The sequence below is a fragment of the Actinomadura sp. KC345 genome (genome assembly GCF_004348515.1).
Lineage (GTDB): Bacteria > Actinomycetota > Actinomycetes > Streptosporangiales > Streptosporangiaceae > Spirillospora.
The window spans coordinates 1-22023 of the sequence record NZ_SMKH01000115.1 but is presented as its reverse complement, the minus strand read 5'-3'; the positions used below and the strand labels follow the sequence as shown (position 1 = coordinate 22023).

Here is a 22023-nt window from a genome sequence, read left to right as displayed (position 1 = left end):
GGTGGGGCGGGCGAATCCGACCGCTGCGGTGATCAGACTCAGCACGGTCAGCACGCCGATGGCGGCGAACGCGGTGTGAAAGCCGTCCAGGCCGGAGCCGAGGACCAGCACGGTGGACACGGCCGCGACACCCGTCGCGCCGCCGACCTCCCGGGTCGTCTCGACCAGCCCGGACGCCAGCCCGGCATCGGAGTGGGCCACTCCCGTCAGGGCGCCGATCTGGATGGCCGGTTCGCACAGCCCGAAACCGACGCCGGCGCAGAGGAAGGGCACCAGCAGGCCGTCCAGATATCCGGCATCGGCCGGGATCCTGGCCAGCCACACCGCGCCGAAGGTGAAGCAGGCCAGGCCGATGATCATCAGCCACCCCACGTTCATCCGGGTCGCCAGCCGGGCGCCGACCATCGCCGTCGGCAGGATCGTCGCGGTCGTGGCCAACCAGGCCAGCCCGGTCTCGGTCGGGGTGTAGCCGAGTTGCCGCTGCATCAGCAGCGACCCGATGAAGATGAACGACAAGAACGCGGACGTGGCCAGGAACGCGGTCACGTTGCCGGCGACCAGGCTGCGATTGCGGAAGGTCGCGAGCGGCACCAGCGGAGCGGGCGACCGGGCCTCGATCCGCACGAACGCCACCAGCAGCGCCGCCGCCGCAGCGAACAGCGCAAGGGTCGCTCCGGACAGCCAACCGTGAATCGCCCCGTGATGCAGGGCGTAGACGAACAGCAGCAATCCGCCGGTGACGGTGACCGCGCCGGGGAGATCGAGGCGGGTGCGGTGGCCGCTGAGCCGGTCGGCGGCCAGGAACATGGCGGCGAGCAGGATCAGCGCGAGGCCGACCGGGATGTTGATGTAGAAGGTCCAGCGCCAACCGGGACCGGCGGTCAGCAGGCCGCTGGCGACGACACCGACCGATCCGGCGATCCCGCCGACCCCGCCGAAGACGGCGAGCGCGCGATTGCGCTCCCGCCCTTCCGGGAAGGTGACGGCCAGCAGCGACAGGGCCGCCGGCACGATCAGTGCGGCGCCGAATCCTTGGAGGGCACGGGCCGCGATCAGGATGCCGGGCTCGTTCGCCGTGCCGGCCAGGACGGACGCGCCGGTGAAGACGCCGAGCCCGACCAGGTAGGTCCGCCGGCGTCCGACCCTGTCCGCCAGCCGCCCGCCGAAGATCAGGAATCCGCCGAGCAGCAGGCCGTACGCCACGATAACCCACTGCAGGCCGCCGTTGCCGAAGCCGAGATCACGCTGGATCGACGGCAACGCGACGTTCACGATCGCCATGTCCAGGCTGACGATGGCCTGGGCCGCACAGGCGAGAACCAGCACCAATCCCCGCTTGACCGGGGCCGCTCCGGGGACGTCCGGCTCCTCAGGACGGGTCTGTAGCTGCGTCATCGGTCTTCCTTCCTCGATCGGGTCGGTCAACCAACCGACGAAGGAGGTCCTGCCGGGATCGACATGTTGGTGGAACGGGTGGGGAGATTTTCGGAAGTCCGGCCGAGGTGCCCCCGCCAGAGCGTGCGCGTTAGACGCCGCGGCGGCCGCGGTCGCGTCCGTGGAGGAGGAGCGCTCGAGCGAGTGCGGCGACCGCGGCGGTGCAGCACAGGGTGCGCACGACGTTCCAGATGGCCCAGGGGCCCTCGGCGTCGTCGCGGACGCGGGACAGGTCGGCCGCCTTGGCGGGATCGCCGACCTGGTCGATCTGCTCGTTGAGCGGGATGTGGACGCCGCCGGTGATGACGATCGCGGCCAGGTAGAGCACGAGCGCCGCGACGACCCATCGCAGTGCGGGCCCCCGGGCCAGGCGCGCCTGGAGGACGGTCGCGAGCACGATGAGCAGCAGCGCCGCGGTGAAGGTGAGCGGGAACACGGGGTTGTCGTTGAAGCGCTGCGAGATCGTCACGAAGGTCCGGTCGTCGACGCCGGACAGATTGGGCATCACCGCGGCCGCGAAGGTGAAGCTCAGACCGGTGACGAGGGTCGTCGCCACGAGCGTGGCGCCGAGCACGAATCCCGTCCATCCGTGACCGGCGGAGTGGTGGCGGGCGGGCCGGGCGGCGCTGGTCGCCGGGGACCGGAAGGTGGGCTCGGTCATCGCGGAACTCCTCTCCTGTGCGGACTACTTACCTACATCCACTCTGCTGCCGATTGAACTGGCGGAACAATGCCAGCGTGTACAGGTTTCATGCTCGTTCGTCCATGGCTCATGGACGAACGGCTTCCGTGGTGGGAGACTGAGTCGATGCGAGGCGAGGAGCCCTGGGCCACCGGCGATCCGCTGGGCGAGGCCCTTCACTTCCTGCGGATGTCGGGCACCTTCTACTGCCGTTCCGAGCTGACGGCACCCTGGGGGCTGCACCTGCCGCCCGAGCCGGAGGCGATGTGGTTCCATGTCGTGAACACCGGACGCTGCTGGCTGGACGTCGACGGCGACGAGCCCCGGCAGCTCCAGCCCGGCGACTTCGCACTCGTCCCCCACGGCGAGGGGCACCTGCTGCTCGGCGAGCCCGGGACGCCGGCCGAGCGCGTCGACGAGCTGGAGTACGACTACGCCGGCGACCGGTACGCGATCCTGAGGTACGGAGGCGGCGGGACGCCCACGAGCGTCGTGTGCGGCACCGTCCGTCTCGGGCATCCGGCCGCCCGCAGCCTGGTCGCGCTGTTGCCGCGCACGATCGTCATAGACGGCGCGCCGGGATCGCCGTCGCCCGAGGCGGAGTGGATGTACAGCACGCTACGGCTGATCGCCGCCGAGGGACGGCGGCTGCGGCCCGGCGGCGAAGCGGTGATCACCCGGCTCTCGGACATCCTGGTGATCCAGGCCATCCGCTCCTGGCTGGCCGACGAGGCGGTGGGGCAGGCCGGATGGCTCGGAGCGCTGCGGGATCCCCGGATAGGCCGGGCGATGTCACTCGTGCACCGCGACCCCGCCCACCGCTGGTCGGTGGCCTCCCTCGCCCGGGAGGTCGCCATGTCGCGGTCGGCCTTCGCCGCCCGGTTCACCGAGCTGGCGGGCGAGCCCGTGATGCGGTACGTCACCCGCTGGCGCATGCAGGTGGCGCTCGACTGCCTGCGGAACGACGACGCCCAGGTCGCCGCGCTCGCCTCCCGCCTCGGCTACGAATCGGAGGCCGCCTTCAGCCGCGCCTTCAAACGCACCCACGGCATCGCCCCCGGCGCGGCCAGGCGCGCCTGCGCCTGAGCCCCGCCGCCGGGCCCCTTCATGAGGTCGTTGCCGGTGTGGACCGGCTGGGTCATGATCGCGCCATGGAACCCGACCGGGACTGTTTCCGCCGCCTGTACGAAGATCTGCACGACCACCATGCCGATGTCGGCGGGCGTCGGCGGTACCTGGCCGGTCGGCGGCGGACGGCGGCCGACCACCTGGCCGAGCTGGCGCCGCTGCGCAAGCGGGAGCGGACACCCGCCGGCGGGTACGCCGAAGACGACGAGCAGTCCTGGCGGATCATGAAGCTGTACGCGCTGAGCCGGGTCGGCGACCACCTGATCGAACTGTTCTGCCCCGAGGGGGATCCGCCCGCCGGGTTCGGTGTCACCGGGGGGCGGGCCGTCATCGAGGGCAGCGCCACCCACAGGCTGGAACTCGGCGGGTGGCGGGTGAGCGCCACCCCCGGCCGGCTCGGTTCCCGCAGGCTCGACGTCGACGGGCTGGCCGCGTACACGGAGTTCTTCACCGACATCGGGCTGACCCCGTTCGAGCACGACGAGGCGTTCTCCCCGTTCCACCACGAGATCTTCGCCGTGGTGCAGGATCCGTACGCGACGCACGTGAGCCTGGAGGAGGTGCTGTGGCCCGGTTTCTGGTTCGGTGACCTGCTGTTCAGCCGCGCCGGTGTACGCGTGCGGGCACCGCGGCACCTGATCGACGCCGCGGTGGCCACGACTTCGACGCTGTACTTCGCCTCCCGTCGCGAGCCGCGTCCGACCAGTGACCTGTCGCACGGCTGGGGTTCCAACTCGCAGTGGCGGACGAGGTTCCACCGGTTCTACTCCGACGAGGACGGCCTGCACCTCAACTGGGACGGCGAGGTGGACATCGGCGAGGACCCTCCGGTACGCCCGGCCGACCGCCTCGGCGAGGACGACCCACTGACCGAGCGCCGGGAACTGCTGCTGCACCGCTGCTTCGTCCGCAGCGCACTGCCACGCGACGAGGACGACCGGTTCCCTTTCGGCGACCGGCTCAGCCTCACCACCGCGGAGTGGCCACTACGGCCGGAGTCGATCGTGCGAATGCCAAGGAGCCGATGAGGTTTCCGGGAAGAAGACCGAGTCCTGGCCACGTGGCGGTGGGATCATCACTGACGGATGCCGTCCGCCGAACCGGAGATCGCGCGATCACCCTTCGTTGTCGAGCTTCACAGGGTCATTCGGATTCGTCTACCGTGGTGCGCGTGGATCCGGAGGGGCCGATGGTCGCGATGATCTACGGCGTCGCCTCCCATGTGCCCGGCGACGGTGGCCCGGTGAGGCTCTGTGCCGGTGGCCTGCTGTTGACCTGCCCCTGGGCCGGCTCGCCGGGGTGGCCGGGCGCATGTTCCTGACCGTGGTCGCGCGGAGGTGCCGGTAGGTGGCCCCGAAGGTCGTCGGCGCATCGGGCGAGGCCGGTCCGTTGCCAACGAGCGGCGTTCCGGCCGAGCTGACGACGTTCATCGGCCGAACCGGCGAGCTGGAGGAGGTCGAGCGGCTGCTCGCCGCTCGACGCCTGGTGACGTTGACGGGCATCGGCGGCTGTGGCAAGACCCGGCTCGCCACGCGGCTGGCCGACCGTTCGGAGAGCGGACGGCCCGGCGGGGTCTGGTGGATCGATCTGACATCGGTCGGTGAGGGCGAGCAGGTCGCCCGCGTGGTCGCATCGGTCATGGGGGTCTTCCTCGACCCCGACACCGAGCCGCTTCATCTGCTGGCCGGCCTGCTCCGGGAACGTCACCTGCTCCTGTGCCTGGACAACTGCGAGCACCTGCTCGCCGCGTGCGCGGAGATGGTGAACGTACTTCTGCGCGCCTGCCCCGGCATGTCGATCCTCGCCACGAGCCGGGAGCCGCTCGGCGTGCCGGGAGAGGCCGTCTGGAGGGTGCCGTCGCTGCGGGACGAGGAGTCGCTCAGCCTCTTCGCCGACCGGGCGGCCTTGGTCGCGCCGGGATTCCCGGTGGACGACCACGAGGCGGACGTCCGGGCGATCTGCCGGCGCGTGGACGGCATCCCCTTGGCGATCGAGCTGGCGGCGGCATGGGTGCGGATGCTGTCGCCGAGCCAGATCCGGTCCGGGCTCGACACCAGCATGAACCTGCTCGCAGGAGGCCCCCGGGGAGCGTTACCCAGGCACCGGACGTTGTCGGGCTCCATGGCGTGGAGCCACGCCCTCCTCGAAGAGGACGACCGAGTCGTGTTCCGGCGCCTTGCCGTGTTCGCCGGAAGCTTCTCCCTGGAAGCCGTTCAGGCGGTGTGCGCCGACGACGGACCCGGCCCACCGCAGGACATGCTCACCGTCCTCACCAGGTTGGTCGACAAGTCACTGGTCGTCGTCCGGGAGGGCGAGGCCGACGTGCGGTACCGGCTCCTCGACACCGTCCGGCAATACGCCGAAGAGCGCCTTCGGGAAGCCGGCGAACTCACCTCGGCCCGAGATCGGCATCTCGACTACTACCTCGCCCTCGCCGAGCATGGCGAACGAGAGCTGGACCGTGACCAGGACACGTGGCGCCGCATACTGAGCAGCCACCACGACAATGTGGCGGCCGCCCTGAACCGGGGCCTCGGCAGCGGCCTCCGGGACGAGCGAGTCCGGCGTCTCGCCGCGGCGATGGCGCGGTTCTGGTTCGTTCGCGGGTGGGTCCACGAAGGACTGCGGTACCTGCGCCGGGCCATCGCCGTGGACCGTGCGGACGGTTCGGCGGTACAGGGCAGGCTGTGGTGCGGGGTCGCGATGCTCGGGATGGTCAGCGGGCGGCTGGATCAGGCGGCCGAGTCCGCCGAGCACGCCCTCGCGATCTCGGGCGAGAGCGGCGACGACCGCACCCGTGCCCGATGCCTCGTGATGGCCGCCTACCGCCCGTTCTTCTTCGACTTCCAGCGATGCCACTCGCTGGCCATCGAGGGCCACGAGATCGGCCGACGCATCGGTGACCCGTTCAGCCGAGACTGGGGCCTGGTCATGGCGGCGTACTCGCTGAGCGCCAGGGATCGCCATGACGAGGCCGTCGAGGTCGCCCGCCGGGCGTTCGAGGAGGGCCTCCGGCGCGGCGACCGCTTCTGCGCCGCCTTCGCCCGCACGATCGACCTGTTCGCCGCGATGTACTGCGGTGACCTCCGCGGCGCCGTCTCGTTCGGCGAGGAGTCCCAGGCGATCGTCGAGCCGCTCGGCGACTACTTCGCCGTCGGCACCAATCTGGCGCAGGCCGCACTCGCGCGCGGCATGGCCGGTGACATCCCCGGCGGCCTGCGGTCGCTGGCCCCCGTCATCCGGATGATCGACCAGGCACCCGACGCCCACGTCGTCGGCTACATGGTGACGATCGGCCTGCTGCACCTGTGGGCCGGCGATCTCGATGACGCGTGGCACTGGCTCGACCGCGGCACCCGCTCGCTCACACCCGACGGGTCCGACTGGATGGCCGCGCGATGCATGGCCGGGCTCTCCGGCGTCCTGCGACGGCTGGACCGTCCCGAGGAAGCAGGGCGTTACGCGGCGAGAGCCGTCGCGCTCGGCCGCGACCTCGGCTCGTCGATGGTCCTGGCCGACGGCCTGGCCGAGCAGGCGTTCCTGGTCGCGGGCAGCGATCCCGGCCGGGCGCTTGAGCTGCACCACGAGGCACTGACGGTGCGCAGGACCGCCGGGATCCGCACCTTCTACGCCGACAGCCTCGACGCGCTCGCCGGCAACGCGGCCGCCACCGGACGGCACGCGCTCGCCGTCCGGCTCTACGCCGCTTCCGCCGCAGGCCGCGAACAGATGGGGTACCCGCGTCGTCCGGTCGACGACCCCGATGCCGCCACCGTGCTCGACGCCCTCCGATCAGCGCTGGACGAGGGCTTCCAGGCCACCTGGGACGAGGGCTTCGCCCTTTCCCTCGACGACGCCGTCGCCCTCGCGACCCGGGGTCGGGGCACCCGTGAACGACCCCCGATCGGCTGGGAGAGCCTGACTCCCACCGAACTCAAGGTCGCCTCCCTGGTCGTCGAGGGACTGACCAACCCTGAGATCGGTGACCGGCTCTTCATCAGCCGCACGACGGTGAAGACCCACCTCGCCCACATCTACCGCAAGCTCGACATCGGAAACCGCGTCGAGCTCGCACGCGTCGCCGGCACCCGGCTGGGCGGCGGGTCGACGTAGCCCGTGCCGGGCGGATCGGCCGATGGCCGATGCGACGCACGCCGACGGGACTCGCGCGATCTCGGCCACCTGGACGATGTTCGGGCCCCCGGTCCCAAGGGATGTTCCTGCTGACCGGTTCACGAGCTTTCGCAGGAGCGTCCAGAAAGGTCACGACGATGAACGCGATCGAACTCCCTCACGGGCCACTGAACTACCGAGCCGCCGGACCCGAGGACTCCAGCGCCCCGCCGGTGGTGTTCTTGCACGCCTTCCTGGTCAGCGGTTCCGTGTGGTCGCCGGTCGCGGAGTTGCTGGCCGGGCAGGGCATCCGATCCTATGCACCGGACTGGCCACTGGGCGCTCACCACACCCCGATGCACCGCGACGCCGACCAGACCCCACGCGGCGTCGCCCGCCAGGTGCTCGCCTTCCTCAAGGCACTGGACCTCCACGACGTCACCCTGGTCGGTAGCGACACCGGTGGCGCACTGGCGCAGTACGCACTCGACACCGACCCCGGCAGGATCGGCCGCGTCGTCCTCCTCAACTGCGATGCGTTCGACACCTTCCCGCCGTTCCCCTTCAACCTGCTCTTCACGCTGCTTCGCGGCGGGGTCAGGATGCGCGTGAACCTGCTCCCCATGCGCGTGAAGGCGTTCCGGCACTCACCGCTCGGCCTCGGACTGCTCGCCGTCCACCTCGACGCCGACCAGACCCGCTCCTGGATCGAGCCGAGCCTGACCGACCGCGGGATCCGCGAGGACGCCGTCCGCTTCCTCAAAGCGATGGACCGGAAGGAGCTCTTCGAGGTGTCGACGCGGATGCGAGATGTCGACATCCCCGTACGGGTGGTCTGGGGCATGGCCGACCGCGCCTTCAAGCCCGCCCTCGGCCGGCGGCTGGCAGAGACCTTCCCGGCCGGGGAGTTCATCGAGGTCCCGGGCGCACGCACCTTCGTCCAGCTCGACGCGCCGGAGCTGGTCGCCGCCCAGATCGCGACGTTCTCGCCCGGCGGCGGGCCGGCGCACCGCTGAACGCCGCGACGCCCGCGGGGACGTGTTACCTGGACAGAGGGCCGGGTCGGGAAGTCATGCTTGCGGGAGGACGCCGAGGCGGTCGAGGAGTTCGCGGCCGAGCGGGATCCGCTTGGCGGCGTCCGCGTCGTCGACGATGTCGATGGTGAGTGCGAAGGCGTGGATCCGTCCGTCGCGTTCGACCCAGCCCGCCCACCAGCCGACGGCGGGTGTCGGGCCGTCCGCCCAGCCGGTCTTGCCGTACAGCGCGTGGCCGTCCCTCTCCTCGATCTTCACCAGGTCACGTACGGTGCGCTGGTGGCCGGCGGAGGCGGGCAGCGCTCCCCGTGCCAGCCGGCCGAGGAAGGACGCCTGCTCGGCCGCCGAGATCTTCAGGGGACCGTGCAGCCAGAACGGGTGCGTCTTGGTGCCCACGTCGCGGTTCCCGTAGGCGAGCCGGTCCAGCCACTGCTTCTCGCGGACCAGCCCGATCCGGCGGGCGAGCGTCTCGTAGACGGCGACGTTGGAGATCTTGATGGCGTCGCGCATGCTCATGTCTCGCTCCCACTGCTCCAACCGCTGGGGGCGCCCGCCATAGGGGATCACCTCGTCCGCGTTCTCGACCGCACCGGTCTCCAGCGCGATCAGGCTGTGAGGGATCTTGAACGTGGAGGCCGGCATCCGCCGCTGCTCGGCCCGGGCCTGGTCGACCGCCGTACGCCGGTCCCGGGTCACGTCCACGAGCGCGAACCCGCCCGACACTCCGGCATGGCGGAACAGCTCGCGGAGGTCGTCGCGGACCACCGTGGTCGGCTGTGTCGTCGCCGGGCCCCCGACGGCATCGCGCCGATCGGGCCGCCCCGAGTCGCATCCGGCTCCGCTCAGCAGGGCGAGCGATACCAGGACACCGCCACCGAGAACCCGGACAGCCCTGTTTCGCGCCCCGCCGTCTCCTTCCGCGAGCACGCTCGCTGTCGGGGCCTTCTCCGGCACGCGCATCATTCCGCGAGTCCTCACTCACTCTCCTTCGGTATCGCCAACGGGGCGCTGGCAAGTCTTTCTCAGCGCTTGTGCGAGCAGAGCCGCGTTCATGGTCTTGGAGACCGGCCGATCCCAGCAGGGGTACCGTTTCTCCGATGTTTCGTCCCCGGCCCAAGGGGTCGCCCTGCTCCCACCTTGGCTGTCGGGCAGCGAAAGCATCCGGCGACCGGGTGCGCCCGAGGAGCGTGGACGGACTGGTTTCGATGGCGAGGCGTCCGGGAATGGCGTGACGGGTCGCTTCCTTCTCAGCGGCCCGGAAGGGGGTCGGTGATGGGCATCGTGTCACCGGGCTTTCAAGGCCGAGGGCGCGGGACGGGTGTCAAGCTCCCTCCCGGCCAGTATTTGACGGAGGATTTCCCCGTCCTGTCGGCCGGTCCAACGCCCCGTGTCGGCAAGGAGGACTGGAAACTCACCGTCACGACCGAGAGCGCCCGAGAGTACAGCTGGGACTGGCGCCAGTTCATGGAGTTGCCCAGCGAGACGCCGACCGCCGACATTCACTGCGTCACCAAGTGGTCCAAGCTCGGCACCCGCTGGGAGGGAGTTTCGCTGGACACGCTGCTGGCCGACGTGGATACCGCCGCCGACTACGTGCTCGCAGGGTCCTACGGTGGGTACACCACCAACCTGCCGCTTGAGGACCTGCTGGACGGGCAGGCGTGGATCGCCTACCGCTTCGACGGTGAAGATCTGCCCGCCGAGCACGGGGGTCCGGCCCGGCTGCTGGTGCCGCACCTGTACTTCTGGAAGTCGGCCAAGTGGGTGCGCGGCCTCCGCCTGCTCGATCAGGACGAGCCGGGTTTCTGGGAGACGGCTGGTTACCACGACTACGGGGACCCATGGCGCGAACAGCGGTACCAAGGCGACTGACATGGCGTGTCGCCCGGCTCGCCGAGACCCGGGCCGAGACGCCCACCGCCGAGACGCTGGTCTTCGACGTGCCGGGCTGGCCCGGCCACACGGCGGGCCAGCATGTCGACGTACGGCTCACCGCCGAGGACGGCTACAGCACCCAGCGCAGCTACTCGATCGCCGCGCCCGCCGACGGCGACCGGGTCGAGTTGACCGTGCAGCGCGTGCCGGACGGCGAGGTCTCGTCCTACTTGGTCGGGGGCCTGTCGCGTGGCGACCCGGTGGAGATCCGCGGGCCGGTGGGCGGCTGGTTCGTCTGGCGTCCCACCGCCACGGCGCCGGTGCTGCTGGTCGCCGGCGGGTCGGGGATCGTGCCGCTGATGGCGATGATCCGCGCCCGCGGGCAGGCCGGCAGCCGCACGCCGTTCCGGCTCGTCTACTCGGTGCGGACGCCCGCCGACCGGTACTACACCGCCGAACTGCGCCGTGGAGCCCCCGGCCTGGACGTCACCTACCTCTACACCCGCGAGGCGCCCGAGGGCCGGCGGCCGCCGGGGCGGCTCATGGTCGCCGACCTGAACACCCACGGGTGGCCCGCCGACTTCGAGCCGGACTGCTTCGTCTGCGGTCCGACCGGGTTCGTGGAAACGGCCGCCGACGTGCTGCTGGCCCTCGGCCACGCCGCACGCAAGATCAAGACCGAGCGGTTCGGGCCGACAGGAGGCTGACGATGAGCGACGACTACGCGGACGGGAACGCGCTGGCCGGCCCGCTGAGCGAGATCCTCGCCTTCGACGTCACCACCGCCGAGGCCCGCTGCGCGTGCTGCGCCCGCACCGGTCCGGTCGCGACCCTCCGTCTCTACAACCGCGCCCCCGGACTCGTCGCCCGCTGCCCTGTCTGCGAAGAGGTCGTCCTACGCATCGTCCGGACCCCGGAGGCAGCCTGGCTCGACATGCGCGGCATCACCGCTCTGCGCATTCCTCTTCCCTGATCCCGCTGACGCGGAAGGAACGAAGCCGTGGTCGCCGTGCCGAAGGGCAGGTGAGCCGGGCTGCGACGGCGATCGCGGCCGAACGAATGGCCAGGTTGATGACCAAGTCAGCGCATTCACCGGTCAACACTCCGGCCGGTGCGCCCAGAGATCACGACCTGATCATAAGCTCGTCGTCGCCTGCCGGACGGCCCGTCGCCGGCAGCGATGCGCGTGTTCGATCGAGCGCCCGACCTCGTCGCCGCCGCTCTGCCAGCAGGAGGAGGTCAGTAGCATGACCAGGTGGAGGAGAGTTCGGGCAGGGCCACGGCTTCGCGGTTGACGGCGCGTGGTGCGAAGACGAGGTCTCGGATCATCGCTACGGCGGCCGATCTGATGCGCGTACGAGGTGTCGGTGCAACGACCCTCGACGACGTCGTCGTAGCCGGCAACGTGAGCAAGTCGCAATTGTACCGACACTTCGAGGACAAGCAAGCGCTGGTCAGGGCGGTCATCGAGTTTACCGGGGACCGCGCGATCGCCGTTGAACGGGAACGGCTGAACAGGGTGATGACGTTAACGGGACTGCGGCGCTGGAGGGACGCCCTCGTCGAGAACAATGCCCTGCAACAGGGCAGGTACGGGTGCCCATTGGGCTCGCTGGCAAGCGAGGTCGTTGATCAGGATCCGATCGCACGTCAGAAACTCAACGAACTGTTCTCGGCGTGGCGAGAACTCTTCGAAAGCCTCCTGCAGCGGTTTCAGAAGGTGGGCGTCATCCCCCAAGAAGCCGATGTTTCGCGACTCTCCATCGGTCTCCTGGCCGCCGTCCAGGGCGGCTATCTGCTGGCGCAGGCGTCCCGCGACGTCACACCCATGGCTTCCGCGATCGACATGGCCATAGCACATCTTCACCACCTGGGCAGTAAGCGGGATACGGCATCGTAGAGGCCGCTGGAAAATGCTGGCGTCTCTGCTTGGGCGGAATTCCCCGCCGCCGCAGCACGAAGAATCCGCATGACCCCGCCCCGGTCTGGGCCGACCCGCGGACCCCGGGTCCGCGGGTCGGCGGTGTCAGGCCGTCGCCCGCTTCGGGAGCTTCCACCCGGGGCGGGGGAAGTGGCAGGTGTAGCCGTTGGGGTAGGTCTGCAGGTAGTTCTGGTGCTCGGGTTCGGCCTCCCAGAAGTCGCCTGCGGGGGCGATCTCGGTGACGACCTTGCCGGGCCACAGACCCGAGGCGTCGACGTCGGCGATCGTGTCCTCGGCGACGCGCTTCTGCTCGTCGCTGGTGTAGAAGATCGCCGAGCGGTAGCTGGTGCCGATGTCGTTGCCCTGGCGGTCCTTCGTCGAAGGGTCGTGGATCTGGAAGAAGAACTCCAGCAGCGCGCGGAAGTCGGTCTTCTCGGTGTCGTAGACGACCTCGATGGACTCCGCGTGGGTGCCGTGGTCGCGGTAGGTGGCGTTCGGGACGTCGCCGCCGCTGTACCCGACGCGCGTGGACACGACGCCGGGCTGGTGGCGGAACAGCTCTTCCATGCCCCAGAAGCAGCCGCCTGCGAGGATCGCCTTCTCGGTGATCACGTCGTCTCCTTACCTGTCGTCGGTGTCCGTGCCGGTGTCACCCGTGAACAGGGTGCGGTACTCGCCATACCCTGCCTCCTCCAGGTCGTCGAGGTGGATGAACCGCAATGACGCGGAGTTGATGCAGTAACGCAGGCCGCCCTTGTCGACGGGGCCGTCGGTGAAGACGTGGCCGAGGTGGCTGTCCCCGTGCAGCGAGCGGGCCTCCGTCCGGATCATTCCGTGGCTGGAGTCCTCGCGCTCGACGACGTTCGTGCCGGCGATCGGCTTCGTGAAGCTCGGCCAGCCGGTGTTGCTGTCGTACTTGTCGGCGGATGCGAACAGCGGCTCGCCGGACACGACGTCGACGTAGATGCCGGGCTCGTGATTGTCCCAGTAGGCGTTGGCGAACGGACGCTCGGTGCCGTCCTGCTGAGTCACGCGGTACTGCTCCGGATCGAGGCGCGAGACGGCTTCCGGGTTCTTGTGGTACTGGGTCTGCCGGGGCACAGCTCTCCCTTCCGGGCCCTGCGGCCTGAGGCTGGGGAACCAGGTGAAACGCACCTGGACGCACATGTACAGACGCTCCGCGGCCTGATTCTATTCCCACAGAAGTGGACTATACAGTCCTAAAACAGGGTGAGGTCAACCATGGGTGTTCCGGCATTGAGGGCTCCGCTCAGATCGGGTTCGCCGCCCGGAGGTGGCTCTGGTTCTGTCGAGAGGGCACACCAAACGTGCAGGTCAATCGGCGTTACGCGGGCCATGTCCGGCTTCGGGGCAGTGAGGGATCACGGCGTGCTCCTCCGCTGATCTTCCTGCGGCAAGTTCGGGGTTCGTTCAGACCAAGCTTGTGTTTGACCATCAAAAGTGGACTTGACCGACCAGTTCCACCGTAGCTAGGTTCGGATCGTCCGGCGTGTGCCTCCATGAGCGGTCGACTGTCCGACGTGGACCAACTGCCGCTGGCGGGGCTGCGGACGTCCCCCCGTCCGCAGCCCCGCGCCCACGAGGAGACCGATTGCTGGCGAACCGGATGTGGTGCAGGCGAGGACTGGATCGAGGGAGGTGCGCCTGATGAAGGCGATCGTGGTGACGGACGAGGCCGCGGGAACGGCCGGGATGACGCTGGTGGAGCGGCCGGAGCCGGAGGCCGCAGGGAACGATGTCGTCGTCCGGGTTCACGCCTCGGGATTCACCCCCGGCGAGCTGACGTGGCCCGGGACCTGGGCCGATCGCCTCGGCCGTGACCGGACACCGTCGATCCCCGGGCACGAGCTGGCCGGGGTGGTCAGCGCTCTCGGCTACGGCACGAGGGGGCTGTCGGTGGGACAGCGGGTGTTCGGGCTCGCGGACTGGACCCGCGACGGCACCCTGGCGGAGTACACGGCCGTCGAGGCGCGCAACCTCGCGCCGCTGCCGGGCGACGTCGACTTCACGGCGGGTGCGAGCCTGCCGATCTCGGGTCTGACCGCGTGGCAGGGACTGTTCGTGCACGGCCGCTTCCAGGTGGGGCAGAGCATCCTCGTGCACGGTGCCGCCGGTGGAGTCGGATCGATGGTGGCGCAGCTCGCCCAAGAGGCCGGCGCCTACGTCATCGGCACCGGACGTGCCGCCGACCGGCAGACGGCGCTCGGCTTCGGCGCGCGGGAGTTCGTCGACCTCGACAACGACTCGCTGGACGACGTCGGCGAAGTCGATCTCGTTTTCGACGTCATCGGTGGAGACATCGGGAAGCGGTCCGCGGGCCTGGTTCGAGCCGGCGGAATGCTGGTGACCATCGCGGGCCCGCCCGAGGCGCGGCCGGTGGACGGCCTGGCGGTCGACTTCGTCGTCGAGGCCGATCGCGCGCAACTGAGCGAGGTCGTCCAGCGGGTGCGGGACGGACGGCTGCGGACGAACATCGGCAACGTGGCGCCCCTGGACGACGCCGTCGCCGCCCTCAACCCGACCGAGCGGATCAGGGGGAAGACGATCATTCGCGTTCGTCCGTGAGGGTTCGGACGGCCGGGCGCCATCGTCGACGTCAACGGCAGTTCGGTGTCCTGCACGGAACCAGCGGTGATGTCGACGAGACCGTGGTTCCGCCCGCCCACGGTCATGCCCGAGGCTCCGTTTCTGTGCTGCTTTACGTCCTTCTCGCCGCCCATTCGCACGGGCTCCGAAGTCCGGTCTCTTCGTGCCCGCGGCGTCGGTCGTGCCTTGTCCGTTGGACAGGCGAGCGGGTTGACCGGCGCCGATCGTCCAGGCCGGTAGCCTTGCGTTCGTGACCGGGCCGGAGAACTCCGAACAGGGGCCGGGGCTGACGCGTCGCGGCGCGGCGACCAGGCGGCGCATCGTCGAGGCCGCGGCCGAGCTCATGTACGTGAGGGGGGTCAGTTCGACCACTCTGGACGAGGTCCGCGCCGCCAGCGCCACGAGCAAGTCTCAGCTCTACAACCACTTCGCCGACAAGGAACAGCTGGTCCGCGCCGTGGTCCTGCTCCGCGCGGAAGAAATCATGGAACGCGAACATGCTGCGCTACAGAATCTCAGATCATTCAATGGTCTGGTCCGGTGGAGGGACGCGCTCGTCCAGCGCAACGCACTGCAGAAGGGCGCGTACGGCTGCGTCCTCGGTTCGATCGCCGGAGAGGTCTCTGACCAGGACGAGGTCGCTCGCATGGCTCTTGCGAAGACCTTCGAAGCGTGGGAACAGCTCATCGAGGCCGGCCTGCGTCGCATGCAGGACGCCCGGACACTGGCCGCCGACGCCGACCCTCAAAAGCTCGCGATCGGGCTGATGGCAGCGCTGCAAGGGGGCTACCTGCTGGCCCAGACCGCTCATGACGTCACGCACATGGAAATTGCGCTCGACATGGCGCTCGATCATGTCAGGGCGTATCTCTCGACCTGATGAGTTGCAGTGCTCACCTGCAGAATTCGGGCGAGAACAGAATGCGGGCGACCAAGGCTCCGCGCCAAATTGAGCGCGGCCTCCAGCGGGGAAGGGGAACCGGCGGATCGCGGCTACGGCTCGCGGGGTACATCGACCGCCGCGGACGCTACTGGCCATCGAGTTATCGCGCCTGCCACGTCCGCAGTGGATCGCTACATCGGCTCCTGGCGCGGGCCTGGCCCCTGATGCGGGTCGATGGCTTCCCGGTGGAGGTCTTCCCCGAGTCGTTTTCTGTCCCGGTGTTCGGCGGTTATCCGTTCACGAGTACGGGCATCTTGGGTGCGAATCTCGAGTGCACCTGAGAGCACGTCGTCGATCTCCCCCTGCGGAATGACGACAGCACCGGAAGCGTCGGCGACAACGTACTGGCCGGGGTGAACGCCGACACCGCCTCGGAGCACTACCGGGACGTTGGCCTGATACGGAGTAATCTCGTCGCCTCCCCATCGCGCTGTTTCCCCTGAGCAGTAAGCTGCGAACGAGTACCCGCCGAGTTCGGCGAAGTCGCGTAGCCGGGCATCCGTCAACAGCCCGGCAAGTCGGTGATGCTCCAACCGCACCGGTTTCGTCCCGCCGCCCACCGAAGTCTCGGCGTAACCATTGCTCGCCAGCACGAGCACCTTCTCCGCACCGTCGGTACCGACGGCCTGCTCGAAGAGCGCTCCGAACGTGTGTGTCGCCGGGTCGGCGATCGTCGAACAACTGGGGAAGTACGAGATGGTGATCGCCTGGCCGAACAGGATCCGGCCGGGCGTGGGCGACGTCAGATCCCGAAGGTGCGCACGGTGACGGTGTCGACGCCCGAGGGCGTCGACGATGTCCGCACACGTCAACTGCCACGACGGATGGGTCCACATCGCGCACCCCACGTGAAGCCGCATGAACCCGACGCCACCGAACCCCGGCCGCCTCACAGGCCCCTCACCTGCCGTTCGCAGGGCCTTGAACTCCCGTGGCCGCGGGGTGCGTACCCACACCCACACCGAGGCTGCGTACCCACGCGTAGATCGAAGATGTTGGACCATTGGAGGACCCCCTTTATGAGGGCGAGAAAGAGTCGTCTGCGCACCGCGGTGACGTGCACCGCGGTGGCCGCCGGATCCGCGGGCCTCGTGGCCGGCTCGCTGTACGTGATGCGGACGCCCGACCGGTCCGCCGGCGGGCAGCAGGCCGCGCTGACCGGTGAACAGGCGACGAAGACTCGGCGAGATTCGGCCGGGACGCTGGCGTCGAGGCTGACCGACCGGCTCGGCGCCCGCACGGCCGGCGCCTACATCGACTCCGCGGGCCGCCCCGTCGTCACCGTCACCAACGCCGGCGACGCCGCCATGGTGCGCTCGGCCGGCGCTGTGCCCAAGATGACGCAGCGCAGCCCGGCGACCCTGAACCGGATCACCACCACCCTCCGCCAGTCCTTCACGGGCGTGCCGGGCACCGGCTGGGCCATCGACCCCGCCACCTCCAAGGTCACGGTCTGGACCGACGACTCGGTCACCGGGACGCAGATGGCGAACGTCCGCCAGATGGCTCGGCGGATGGGGGCGGCGGTGCGGATGGTTCACATCGACGGACGCCTGCGCCCCGTCGCGCTCGGCGGCGCATCGATCACCAGCCAGCGGAAGCGCTGCTCGCTCGGCTTCAACGTCACACGCGGCGCGCGGAGCTTCTTCCTCACCGCCGGGCACTGCGGCATCGTCGGCGAGAATTGGAGGACCGTCCAGGAGCGCCCCCGGCAACTCGGCACCACGGTGGAGAGCAGCTTTCCCGGCGACGACTTCGCGCTCGTCCAGACCGAGGAGGCGGGGGTGGGTGCGGTCGACCTCGACAACAGCCAGGCGCGGGAGATCACCGAGGTCGGCGAAGCCGTCGTCGGCCAGGGGGTCGCGCGCAGCGGCCAAACCACCGGGCTGGACACCGGCAGCGTCACCGCGATCAACGCTACGGTGAACTACCCCGAGGGCACGGTCAGCGGCATGATCCAGACGACGCTCTGCGTGGAGCCGGGTGACAGCGGAGGCCCGCTCTTCAGCGGAAGCACCGCCGTCGGCCTCACCTCGGGCGGCGCGGGCGACTGCCTGATCGGCGGCGTCAGCTTCTTCCAGCCGGTCACCGAACCCATGGAGGCCTTCGACCTCGAAGTCTCGTAACCCGCGCAGGGGAAGGGCCCCGGCTTGGTCTCCATGACCTCCACCTCGGCCGACGGACGCTTGCAGCCTGCCATGCCCGTCACCATCGCCGTCCCCCCCGGACCAGGTCGGCCCCACCCCTCGTGCAGACGGCGCGGCCCGTCCTCGCAGCGGGGTGCGCGGCGTGCCGGCGCCCACGACGTGAGTCGCGGCCGCGCTCGCCGCCGGGCAGTTCGAACTCGATGGGGCATCGTCGCCGTTCATGTCGTTCGCCGTTCATGTCGTTCGCCGTGCCCGGCACCCGCCGTGGCCGCTGCGACCTGCCGGAGGTGTTCCACCGCAACGGCCTGGCCCGGGTCCAGACCGTCGATGCCGTACGCAACCCGCTGCTGGCCGCGATCTTGACCTTGACCGCCGCCCGCACCGGCATCCCCGTCCTGATCAACACGTCGCTGAACATCAAGGGCAAACCGATCTGCGGGACCGCGGACATGGCCCTGGACCGCCTCACCGGATCCGGGCTGGACGGCCTGCTGCTGGACGACCACTGGCACACCGAACGCACGCAGGAGCCGGGGTGTGGAGGGAGGCGGCGAGGGAGCCGATCAGCGTGGTCAGGCGAGTGAGCCCGGCGTCGAGCGACGAGGCGGCGAGGCACTCGACGAGGGCGGTGCCGACTATGACGCCGTCGGCGGAGGTCGCGACTCCGGCGGCGTGGGTGGGGGTGGAGATGCCAAAGCCTACGCAGACAGAGGTGGTCGTGACCCGGCGCACCCGGTCGACGAGGTTCTTCGCCTGGGCGATGTCCACCTCGCCGGAGCCGGTGAGACCGAGACGGCCCGCCGCGTAGACGAAGCCGGTGCAGGCCGAGGCGATGCGGGAGATCTGCTCGCCGGAAGCGTCCGGGGGGACGACGAGGATCCGGGCGAGCCCGTGCGCGTCGGTGCTCGCCGTCCATTCCGGCACCTTGCCGCCGGGCAGATCCGGGACGATCACCCCGCAGCCTCCCGCGATGGCGAGGTCGCGCGCGAACCGTTCGGCCCCGTACTGCTCCACGGGGTCCCAGTACGTCATGCAGACCACGGGGACCGTCGCGGACGCGAGGGCCGTCACGGCGGTGAACAGGTCGGCGATCCGGGTCCCGCCCCGCAGCGCGCTTTCGGTGGCCTGCCTGATCACAGGTCCGTCCATGACCGGATCATGATGGGGGAGGCCGATCTCGACGACGTCGACACCGGCCTCGACTATGGCGAACATGGCCTCGATCGAGCCCGGCACGCTGGGATGGCCGATCGGCAGATAGCCGATCAGCGCCGGCCGGCCCCGCTCTCGCCTGGCGGCGAGAACGTCCTCCAGCCATGCGCGACCATCCTGCTCGCTCATCCGCTCCCCTTCCGGCGCCCGTCTCGCGACCCGACCAGTAGTCGATCTTGGACATACTCGGGGATCCGAACCACTTACCGGAAGAGGCCTAACATTAACAATTGTTGCGTTTGGTGAACTTTCCCCTCCGACTCGTGGCCACCGGCGTTGGTCCGACGGGATCCAGTGACCGATGAGGAGTCGTTGTCGTTGGTAGAGGCAGCGGCGGGCTCGGGCTTGGTGTCGTCATCACCGACGGGCTTTGCGACCAGGGCCCGCGGGTCGACCACAAGCGGATGCGCTCGGCGATCGCCCGGCGGTCAGGAGTGAGCCTCAGTGGCGGATGGCGCGGATGGCGCGGGTGGCGCGGTCGGCGATGGCGGCCAGGTGGCCGGCGAGTTCGGGCGGGTCGAGCAGCGTGTAGTCCATGGGCAGCAGGATGATCCGGTGGGCCAGGAAGCGCAGCGATTCGGAGTGGGTGTGCAGGAGGCATGAGCGGCCGTCGACCGGTTCCAGGGCGCCCTGCCAGGCGGTCACGTGCTCGACGGCCTCCTCGACCGGGACGTGCAGCAGCAGCCGCGCCCGGATCGCCCCGGACCCGCCGGCCAGGGAGTCCATCGCCCAGGCCGCGGCGTCGGCGCCACCGGGCAGCTCTCGCCCGGGCCCGCGCGCACCGGTGCGGTGCGGCTCGGTGATCCGGTCGGCGCGGAACGTGCGCCAGTCCGCGCGGTCCTCGTCGTGGGCGACCAGGTACCAGCGGCGCGCGACGGTGACGAGCCGGTGCGGCTGCGCGAGCCGCCGCGTCTCGCGGCCGTCGGCGGCGGTGTAGGCGAAGCGGACCTTCTCGCGGGTGACGCAGGCGGCGGCGAGCAGCGCCAGGACGCCGGGGTCGGCGGGCGGTGGGCCGCCGTCCTGCGGCGGGAGGGGCACCGCCGCCTCGGTCAGCGCGGCGACGCGGTGCCGGAGCCGGTGGGGCAGGACCTGCTCCAGTTTGGCCAGGGCGCGCAGCGAGGTGTCCTCGATGCCGGTGACCGCGCCGGCGGCGGCGGTGCGCAGGCCGATCGCGATGGCGGTCGCCTCGTCGTCGTCCAGCAGCAGCGGCGGCATCGCGGTGCCGGCGGTGAGCCGATAGCCGCCGGTGCTGCCGTGCGTGGCGCGCACGGGGTAGCCGAGTTCGCGCAGCCTGTCGACGTCGCGGCGGATGGTGCGGGCGGTGACGCCCAGACGCGCGGCCAGTTCGGTGCCCGACCACTCGCGGGGCGTCTGCAGCAGGGATAGCAGGCGAAGCAGCCGTCCGGACGGATCACGCATGTCTCCCATGATGCCGGTCCACTAGGACGTTCACTGACCTATTGGATGCCTAGCGTGGTGGGTACCGGGCCGCGGAACCGATCGCGGCCTCTGTCAACGGAGGTACGCATGCTGCGAGGATTCGCCACCATCAGCTACTGGGCCGACGACCTGGAGGCCGCCAAGGACTGGTACGCCGAGCTGCTGGGCATCGAGCCCTACTTCAGTGTGCCGGGGCCGGACGGCCGCGCCGGGTACTACGAGTTCCGGGTCGGGGACTACCAGCATGAGCTGGGCCTGATCGACAACCGGTTCCGTCCCGGCGGCCCCGACGCCCGCCCAGGCGGCGCGGTGATGTTCTGGCACGTCGACGACCTGGAGTCGGCCGTGAAGCGGCTGCTGTCCATGGGCGCCGCCCCGTACGAGAAGATCACCGAGCGGGGCGAGGGCTTCGTCACCGCATCGGTCGTCGATCCGTTCGGCAACATCCTCGGCGTGATGTCCAACCCGCACTACCTGGAGGTCCTGGCCGCCGCGGGTCCCCAAGCCTGATCCGCGCCGCCGCGGATCGGGCCCGCCCAGGGGCGGGCGGTGTCAGGTCATGGACCGGGTCGTCTCCTTCGCGGGGGGCGGCGTGCCATCCCGGCCGCTGGGCGGGGCGGCCGGGATGGCGAGTGTGACCGCTGCGGTCTGCAGGGCGGCGCAGCCGAACAGCATCCTGGTGAGGAAGCCCGCCTCGGGCGGCAGGACGTGCCTGACCGAGTGGGCAGCCGGGCCGGGGCCCACCGCGCCGTCGACGGCGAGCTGCGACATCACCGAGGGGAAGACCGGCCGTGATCGTGGCCTGCTGGAAGAGGAGCCGAATATCTTGTTTGGGTTCAGCAGACTCTGGAGCCGGAGTAGCTGGTCCTTTGCTGGCCGTTCCAGTTCGTGTTGACCTTGGCCCGGTAGGACTTGCCGTTGGTACATCGGCGCGGGCTGACGGCGCTGGTTGCGGTGTTGTTGCCCGTCACGCGGGGACCCGTCGCCACGGTGCTCCAGGAGCCGACGTCCAGCAGTACCTGGATGTAGGTCTGCACCGCCACCGAGTCGTTGCCCGAGGTGTGATCGGTGATCGTGCCAAAGGCTCTGACGTAGTTGGCTGCACTGTCGGTGGCGACGCCCCGTCCGACCGTGTAGTCGGCCGCCGGGGCCGCGTCGGCTGAGGCGGCGGACGCCATGCCGAAGAGTCCTCCGCCGGCCATCGCCGTGGCCAGCGTCCCCACCGCGACGGCGCGCTTGGAGCGTCCGGACATGCTGGTTCGCATATCGCTTCTCCGTTCCTATGTCGGCACGCCCGCCAGGCATGCCTGGGTAATGCGAGTGAACCCCCTACGTGCTTCAGATCCGCTTCAGAACGAGGTCAGGTGTCACTGGGGCCCCAGCCTCGGCCGTGGTGGGGGCCGTGGCGGTGTGGGTCGTATGGCGCGGGCGCGGGCCTGACCGGGGGCCGGAAGGCGCGTTGGGCGGTGGCGTGCTGGCGCCGCTGC

Annotated in this window: 23 protein-coding genes; 13 read left to right on the top strand and 10 right to left on the bottom strand. The window is 70.0% G+C overall.

What is annotated here, in order from left to right:
- On the bottom strand, positions 1 to 1395 hold a 1395-nt coding region (locus E1281_RS20085; protein WP_207943379.1), incomplete at its 3' end, for an MFS transporter.
- 130 nt (positions 1396 to 1525) lie between these two features.
- Complete coding sequence (locus tag E1281_RS20080; RefSeq protein ID WP_131880412.1) at positions 1526 to 2095, bottom strand: DUF1772 domain-containing protein; 570 nt, start codon at positions 2093 to 2095, stop codon at positions 1526 to 1528.
- A 147-nt stretch (positions 2096 to 2242) separates the two neighbouring features.
- On the opposite strand from E1281_RS20080, the gene E1281_RS20075 reads away from it, so the two are divergent.
- The 4 genes from E1281_RS20075 to E1281_RS20060 all read left to right on the top strand — a co-directional run bounded on the left by E1281_RS20075 (position 2243) and on the right by E1281_RS20060 (position 8373).
- A complete protein-coding gene (locus E1281_RS20075; protein ID WP_131880410.1) occupies positions 2243 to 3202 on the top strand; it encodes an AraC family transcriptional regulator in 960 nt (319 codons plus the stop codon).
- 65 nt (positions 3203 to 3267) lie between these two features.
- On the top strand, positions 3268 to 4272 hold the full coding sequence (locus E1281_RS20070; protein WP_131880408.1) for a hypothetical protein: 1005 nt from the start codon (positions 3268 to 3270) through the stop codon (positions 4270 to 4272).
- Positions 4273 to 4591: 319 nt separating this feature from the next.
- Positions 4592 to 7357 (top strand): LuxR C-terminal-related transcriptional regulator, encoded by a 2766-nt coding sequence (locus E1281_RS20065; protein ID WP_131880406.1) that lies wholly within the window; start codon positions 4592 to 4594, stop codon positions 7355 to 7357.
- Positions 7358 to 7515: 158 nt separating this feature from the next.
- Positions 7516 to 8373 carry an alpha/beta hydrolase gene (locus E1281_RS20060; protein WP_131880404.1) on the top strand — a complete coding sequence of 286 codons (858 nt, stop codon included), beginning with the start codon at positions 7516 to 7518 and terminating at the stop codon, positions 8371 to 8373.
- Between the two features lie 54 nt (positions 8374 to 8427).
- Here E1281_RS20060 and blaOXA read toward each other — a convergent pair whose 3' ends face one another.
- Positions 8428 to 9156: a class D beta-lactamase gene (blaOXA, locus tag E1281_RS20055; RefSeq protein ID WP_243717150.1), complete on the bottom strand. Its 729-nt coding sequence runs from the start codon at positions 9154 to 9156 to the stop codon at positions 8428 to 8430.
- Positions 9157 to 9663: 507 nt separating this feature from the next.
- Here blaOXA and E1281_RS20050 point away from each other — a divergent pair.
- From E1281_RS20050 to E1281_RS20035, 4 genes are all read left to right on the top strand, one after another.
- Positions 9664 to 10263, top strand: a complete 600-nt coding sequence (locus E1281_RS20050; protein WP_131880402.1) for a sulfite oxidase-like oxidoreductase — start codon at positions 9664 to 9666, stop codon at positions 10261 to 10263.
- Positions 10233 to 10973, top strand: coding sequence for a ferredoxin reductase (locus tag E1281_RS20045; RefSeq protein WP_131880400.1), 741 nt, complete (start codon positions 10233 to 10235; stop codon positions 10971 to 10973). The genes E1281_RS20050 and E1281_RS20045 overlap by 31 nt, the downstream gene beginning before the upstream one ends.
- Before the next feature lie 2 nt (positions 10974 to 10975).
- On the top strand, positions 10976 to 11239 hold the full coding sequence (locus tag E1281_RS20040) for a DUF6510 family protein (protein ID WP_131880398.1): 264 nt from the start codon (positions 10976 to 10978) through the stop codon (positions 11237 to 11239).
- Positions 11240 to 11521: 282 nt separating this feature from the next.
- Positions 11522 to 12166 carry a TetR/AcrR family transcriptional regulator gene (locus E1281_RS20035; RefSeq protein WP_207943378.1) on the top strand — a complete coding sequence of 215 codons (645 nt, stop codon included), beginning with the start codon at positions 11522 to 11524 and terminating at the stop codon, positions 12164 to 12166.
- 126 nt (positions 12167 to 12292) lie between these two features.
- On the opposite strand, the gene msrA is transcribed toward E1281_RS20035, so the two are convergent.
- Both msrA and msrB read right to left on the bottom strand, forming a co-directional pair.
- Complete coding sequence (gene msrA, locus E1281_RS20030) at positions 12293 to 12796, bottom strand: peptide-methionine (S)-S-oxide reductase MsrA (protein ID WP_207943380.1); 504 nt, start codon at positions 12794 to 12796, stop codon at positions 12293 to 12295.
- A 12-nt stretch (positions 12797 to 12808) separates the two neighbouring features.
- Positions 12809 to 13288 (bottom strand): peptide-methionine (R)-S-oxide reductase MsrB, encoded by a 480-nt coding sequence (msrB, locus tag E1281_RS20025; RefSeq protein WP_243717148.1) that lies wholly within the window; start codon positions 13286 to 13288, stop codon positions 12809 to 12811.
- Positions 13289 to 13855: 567 nt separating this feature from the next.
- Between msrB and E1281_RS20020 the strand changes: the two genes are divergently transcribed.
- Positions 13856 to 14773 (top strand): NADP-dependent oxidoreductase, encoded by a 918-nt coding sequence (locus tag E1281_RS20020; protein WP_131880392.1) that lies wholly within the window; start codon positions 13856 to 13858, stop codon positions 14771 to 14773.
- 271 nt (positions 14774 to 15044) lie between these two features.
- A complete protein-coding gene (locus tag E1281_RS20015; RefSeq protein WP_207943377.1) occupies positions 15045 to 15674 on the top strand; it encodes a TetR/AcrR family transcriptional regulator in 630 nt (209 codons plus the stop codon).
- A 194-nt stretch (positions 15675 to 15868) separates the two neighbouring features.
- Here the strand turns inward: E1281_RS20015 and E1281_RS20010 are convergent, their stop codons facing one another.
- The gene (locus E1281_RS20010) at positions 15869 to 16597 is read right to left on the bottom strand and encodes an RraA family protein (protein ID WP_207943376.1); all 729 of its coding nucleotides are present in this window, start codon (positions 16595 to 16597) and stop codon (positions 15869 to 15871) included.
- A 159-nt stretch (positions 16598 to 16756) separates the two neighbouring features.
- Here E1281_RS20010 and E1281_RS20005 point away from each other — a divergent pair, with 159 nt between their 5' ends.
- Together E1281_RS20005 and E1281_RS20000 are read left to right on the top strand one after the other, a co-directional pair.
- Positions 16757 to 17863, top strand: coding sequence for a S1 family peptidase (locus E1281_RS20005; RefSeq protein ID WP_131880390.1), 1107 nt, complete (start codon positions 16757 to 16759; stop codon positions 17861 to 17863).
- Between the two features lie 221 nt (positions 17864 to 18084).
- Entirely contained in the window at positions 18085 to 18468 is a 384-nt protein-coding gene (locus tag E1281_RS20000) for a carbamoyltransferase C-terminal domain-containing protein (protein ID WP_131880388.1), read from the top strand.
- Here the strand turns inward: E1281_RS20000 and trpA are convergent.
- Together trpA and E1281_RS19990 are read right to left on the bottom strand one after the other, a co-directional pair.
- On the bottom strand, positions 18350 to 19225 hold the full coding sequence (gene trpA, locus E1281_RS19995) for a tryptophan synthase subunit alpha (protein WP_131880386.1): 876 nt from the start codon (positions 19223 to 19225) through the stop codon (positions 18350 to 18352). The two genes, E1281_RS20000 and trpA, sit on opposite strands and share 119 nt — an antisense overlap.
- Positions 19226 to 19537: 312 nt before the next feature.
- Positions 19538 to 20515 (bottom strand): YafY family protein, encoded by a 978-nt coding sequence (locus E1281_RS19990; protein ID WP_131880384.1) that lies wholly within the window; start codon positions 20513 to 20515, stop codon positions 19538 to 19540.
- Positions 20516 to 20623: 108 nt separating this feature from the next.
- On the opposite strand from E1281_RS19990, the gene E1281_RS19985 reads away from it, so the two are divergent.
- The gene (locus tag E1281_RS19985; RefSeq protein WP_131880382.1) at positions 20624 to 21046 is read left to right on the top strand and encodes a VOC family protein; all 423 of its coding nucleotides are present in this window, start codon (positions 20624 to 20626) and stop codon (positions 21044 to 21046) included.
- Positions 21047 to 21088: 42 nt separating this feature from the next.
- On the opposite strand, the gene E1281_RS19980 is transcribed toward E1281_RS19985, so the two are convergent.
- Both E1281_RS19980 and E1281_RS19975 read right to left on the bottom strand, forming a co-directional pair.
- Positions 21089 to 21307, bottom strand: coding sequence for a hypothetical protein (locus tag E1281_RS19980; RefSeq protein WP_131880380.1), 219 nt, complete (start codon positions 21305 to 21307; stop codon positions 21089 to 21091).
- Between the two features lie 65 nt (positions 21308 to 21372).
- Complete coding sequence (locus tag E1281_RS19975; protein WP_131880378.1) at positions 21373 to 21801, bottom strand: hypothetical protein; 429 nt, start codon at positions 21799 to 21801, stop codon at positions 21373 to 21375.
- Positions 21802 to 22023 lie beyond the last annotated feature (222 nt).

Bases quoted from the DNA above. Each gene is read 5' to 3' on its own strand.
- E1281_RS20000 (WP_131880388.1), top strand. From the start codon at position 18,085: ATGGGGCATCGTCGCCGTTCATGTCGTTCGCCGTTCATGTCGTTCGCC.
- E1281_RS20050 (WP_131880402.1), top strand. From the start codon at position 9,664: ATGGGCATCGTGTCACCGGGCTTTCAAGGCCGAGGGCGCGGGACGGGT.
- E1281_RS20075 (WP_131880410.1), top strand. From the start codon at position 2,243: ATGCGAGGCGAGGAGCCCTGGGCCACCGGCGATCCGCTGGGCGAGGCC.
- E1281_RS19985 (WP_131880382.1), top strand. From the start codon at position 20,624: ATGCTGCGAGGATTCGCCACCATCAGCTACTGGGCCGACGACCTGGAG.
- E1281_RS20070 (WP_131880408.1), top strand. From the start codon at position 3,268: ATGGAACCCGACCGGGACTGTTTCCGCCGCCTGTACGAAGATCTGCAC.
- E1281_RS20045 (WP_131880400.1), top strand. From the start codon at position 10,233: ATGGCGCGAACAGCGGTACCAAGGCGACTGACATGGCGTGTCGCCCGG.
- E1281_RS20040 (WP_131880398.1), top strand. From the start codon at position 10,976: ATGAGCGACGACTACGCGGACGGGAACGCGCTGGCCGGCCCGCTGAGC.
- E1281_RS20080 (WP_131880412.1), bottom strand. From the start codon at position 2,095: ATGACCGAGCCCACCTTCCGGTCCCCGGCGACCAGCGCCGCCCGGCCC.
- E1281_RS20060 (WP_131880404.1), top strand. From the start codon at position 7,516: ATGAACGCGATCGAACTCCCTCACGGGCCACTGAACTACCGAGCCGCC.
- E1281_RS20010 (WP_207943376.1), bottom strand. From the start codon at position 16,597: ATGCGGCTTCACGTGGGGTGCGCGATGTGGACCCATCCGTCGTGGCAG.
- E1281_RS19975 (WP_131880378.1), bottom strand. From the start codon at position 21,801: ATGCGAACCAGCATGTCCGGACGCTCCAAGCGCGCCGTCGCGGTGGGG.
- trpA (WP_131880386.1), bottom strand. From the start codon at position 19,225: ATGAGCGAGCAGGATGGTCGCGCATGGCTGGAGGACGTTCTCGCCGCC.
- E1281_RS20005 (WP_131880390.1), top strand. From the start codon at position 16,757: ATGAGGGCGAGAAAGAGTCGTCTGCGCACCGCGGTGACGTGCACCGCG.
- E1281_RS20020 (WP_131880392.1), top strand. From the start codon at position 13,856: ATGAAGGCGATCGTGGTGACGGACGAGGCCGCGGGAACGGCCGGGATG.
- E1281_RS19980 (WP_131880380.1), bottom strand. From the start codon at position 21,307: ATGTCGCAGCTCGCCGTCGACGGCGCGGTGGGCCCCGGCCCGGCTGCC.
- E1281_RS19990 (WP_131880384.1), bottom strand. From the start codon at position 20,515: ATGCGTGATCCGTCCGGACGGCTGCTTCGCCTGCTATCCCTGCTGCAG.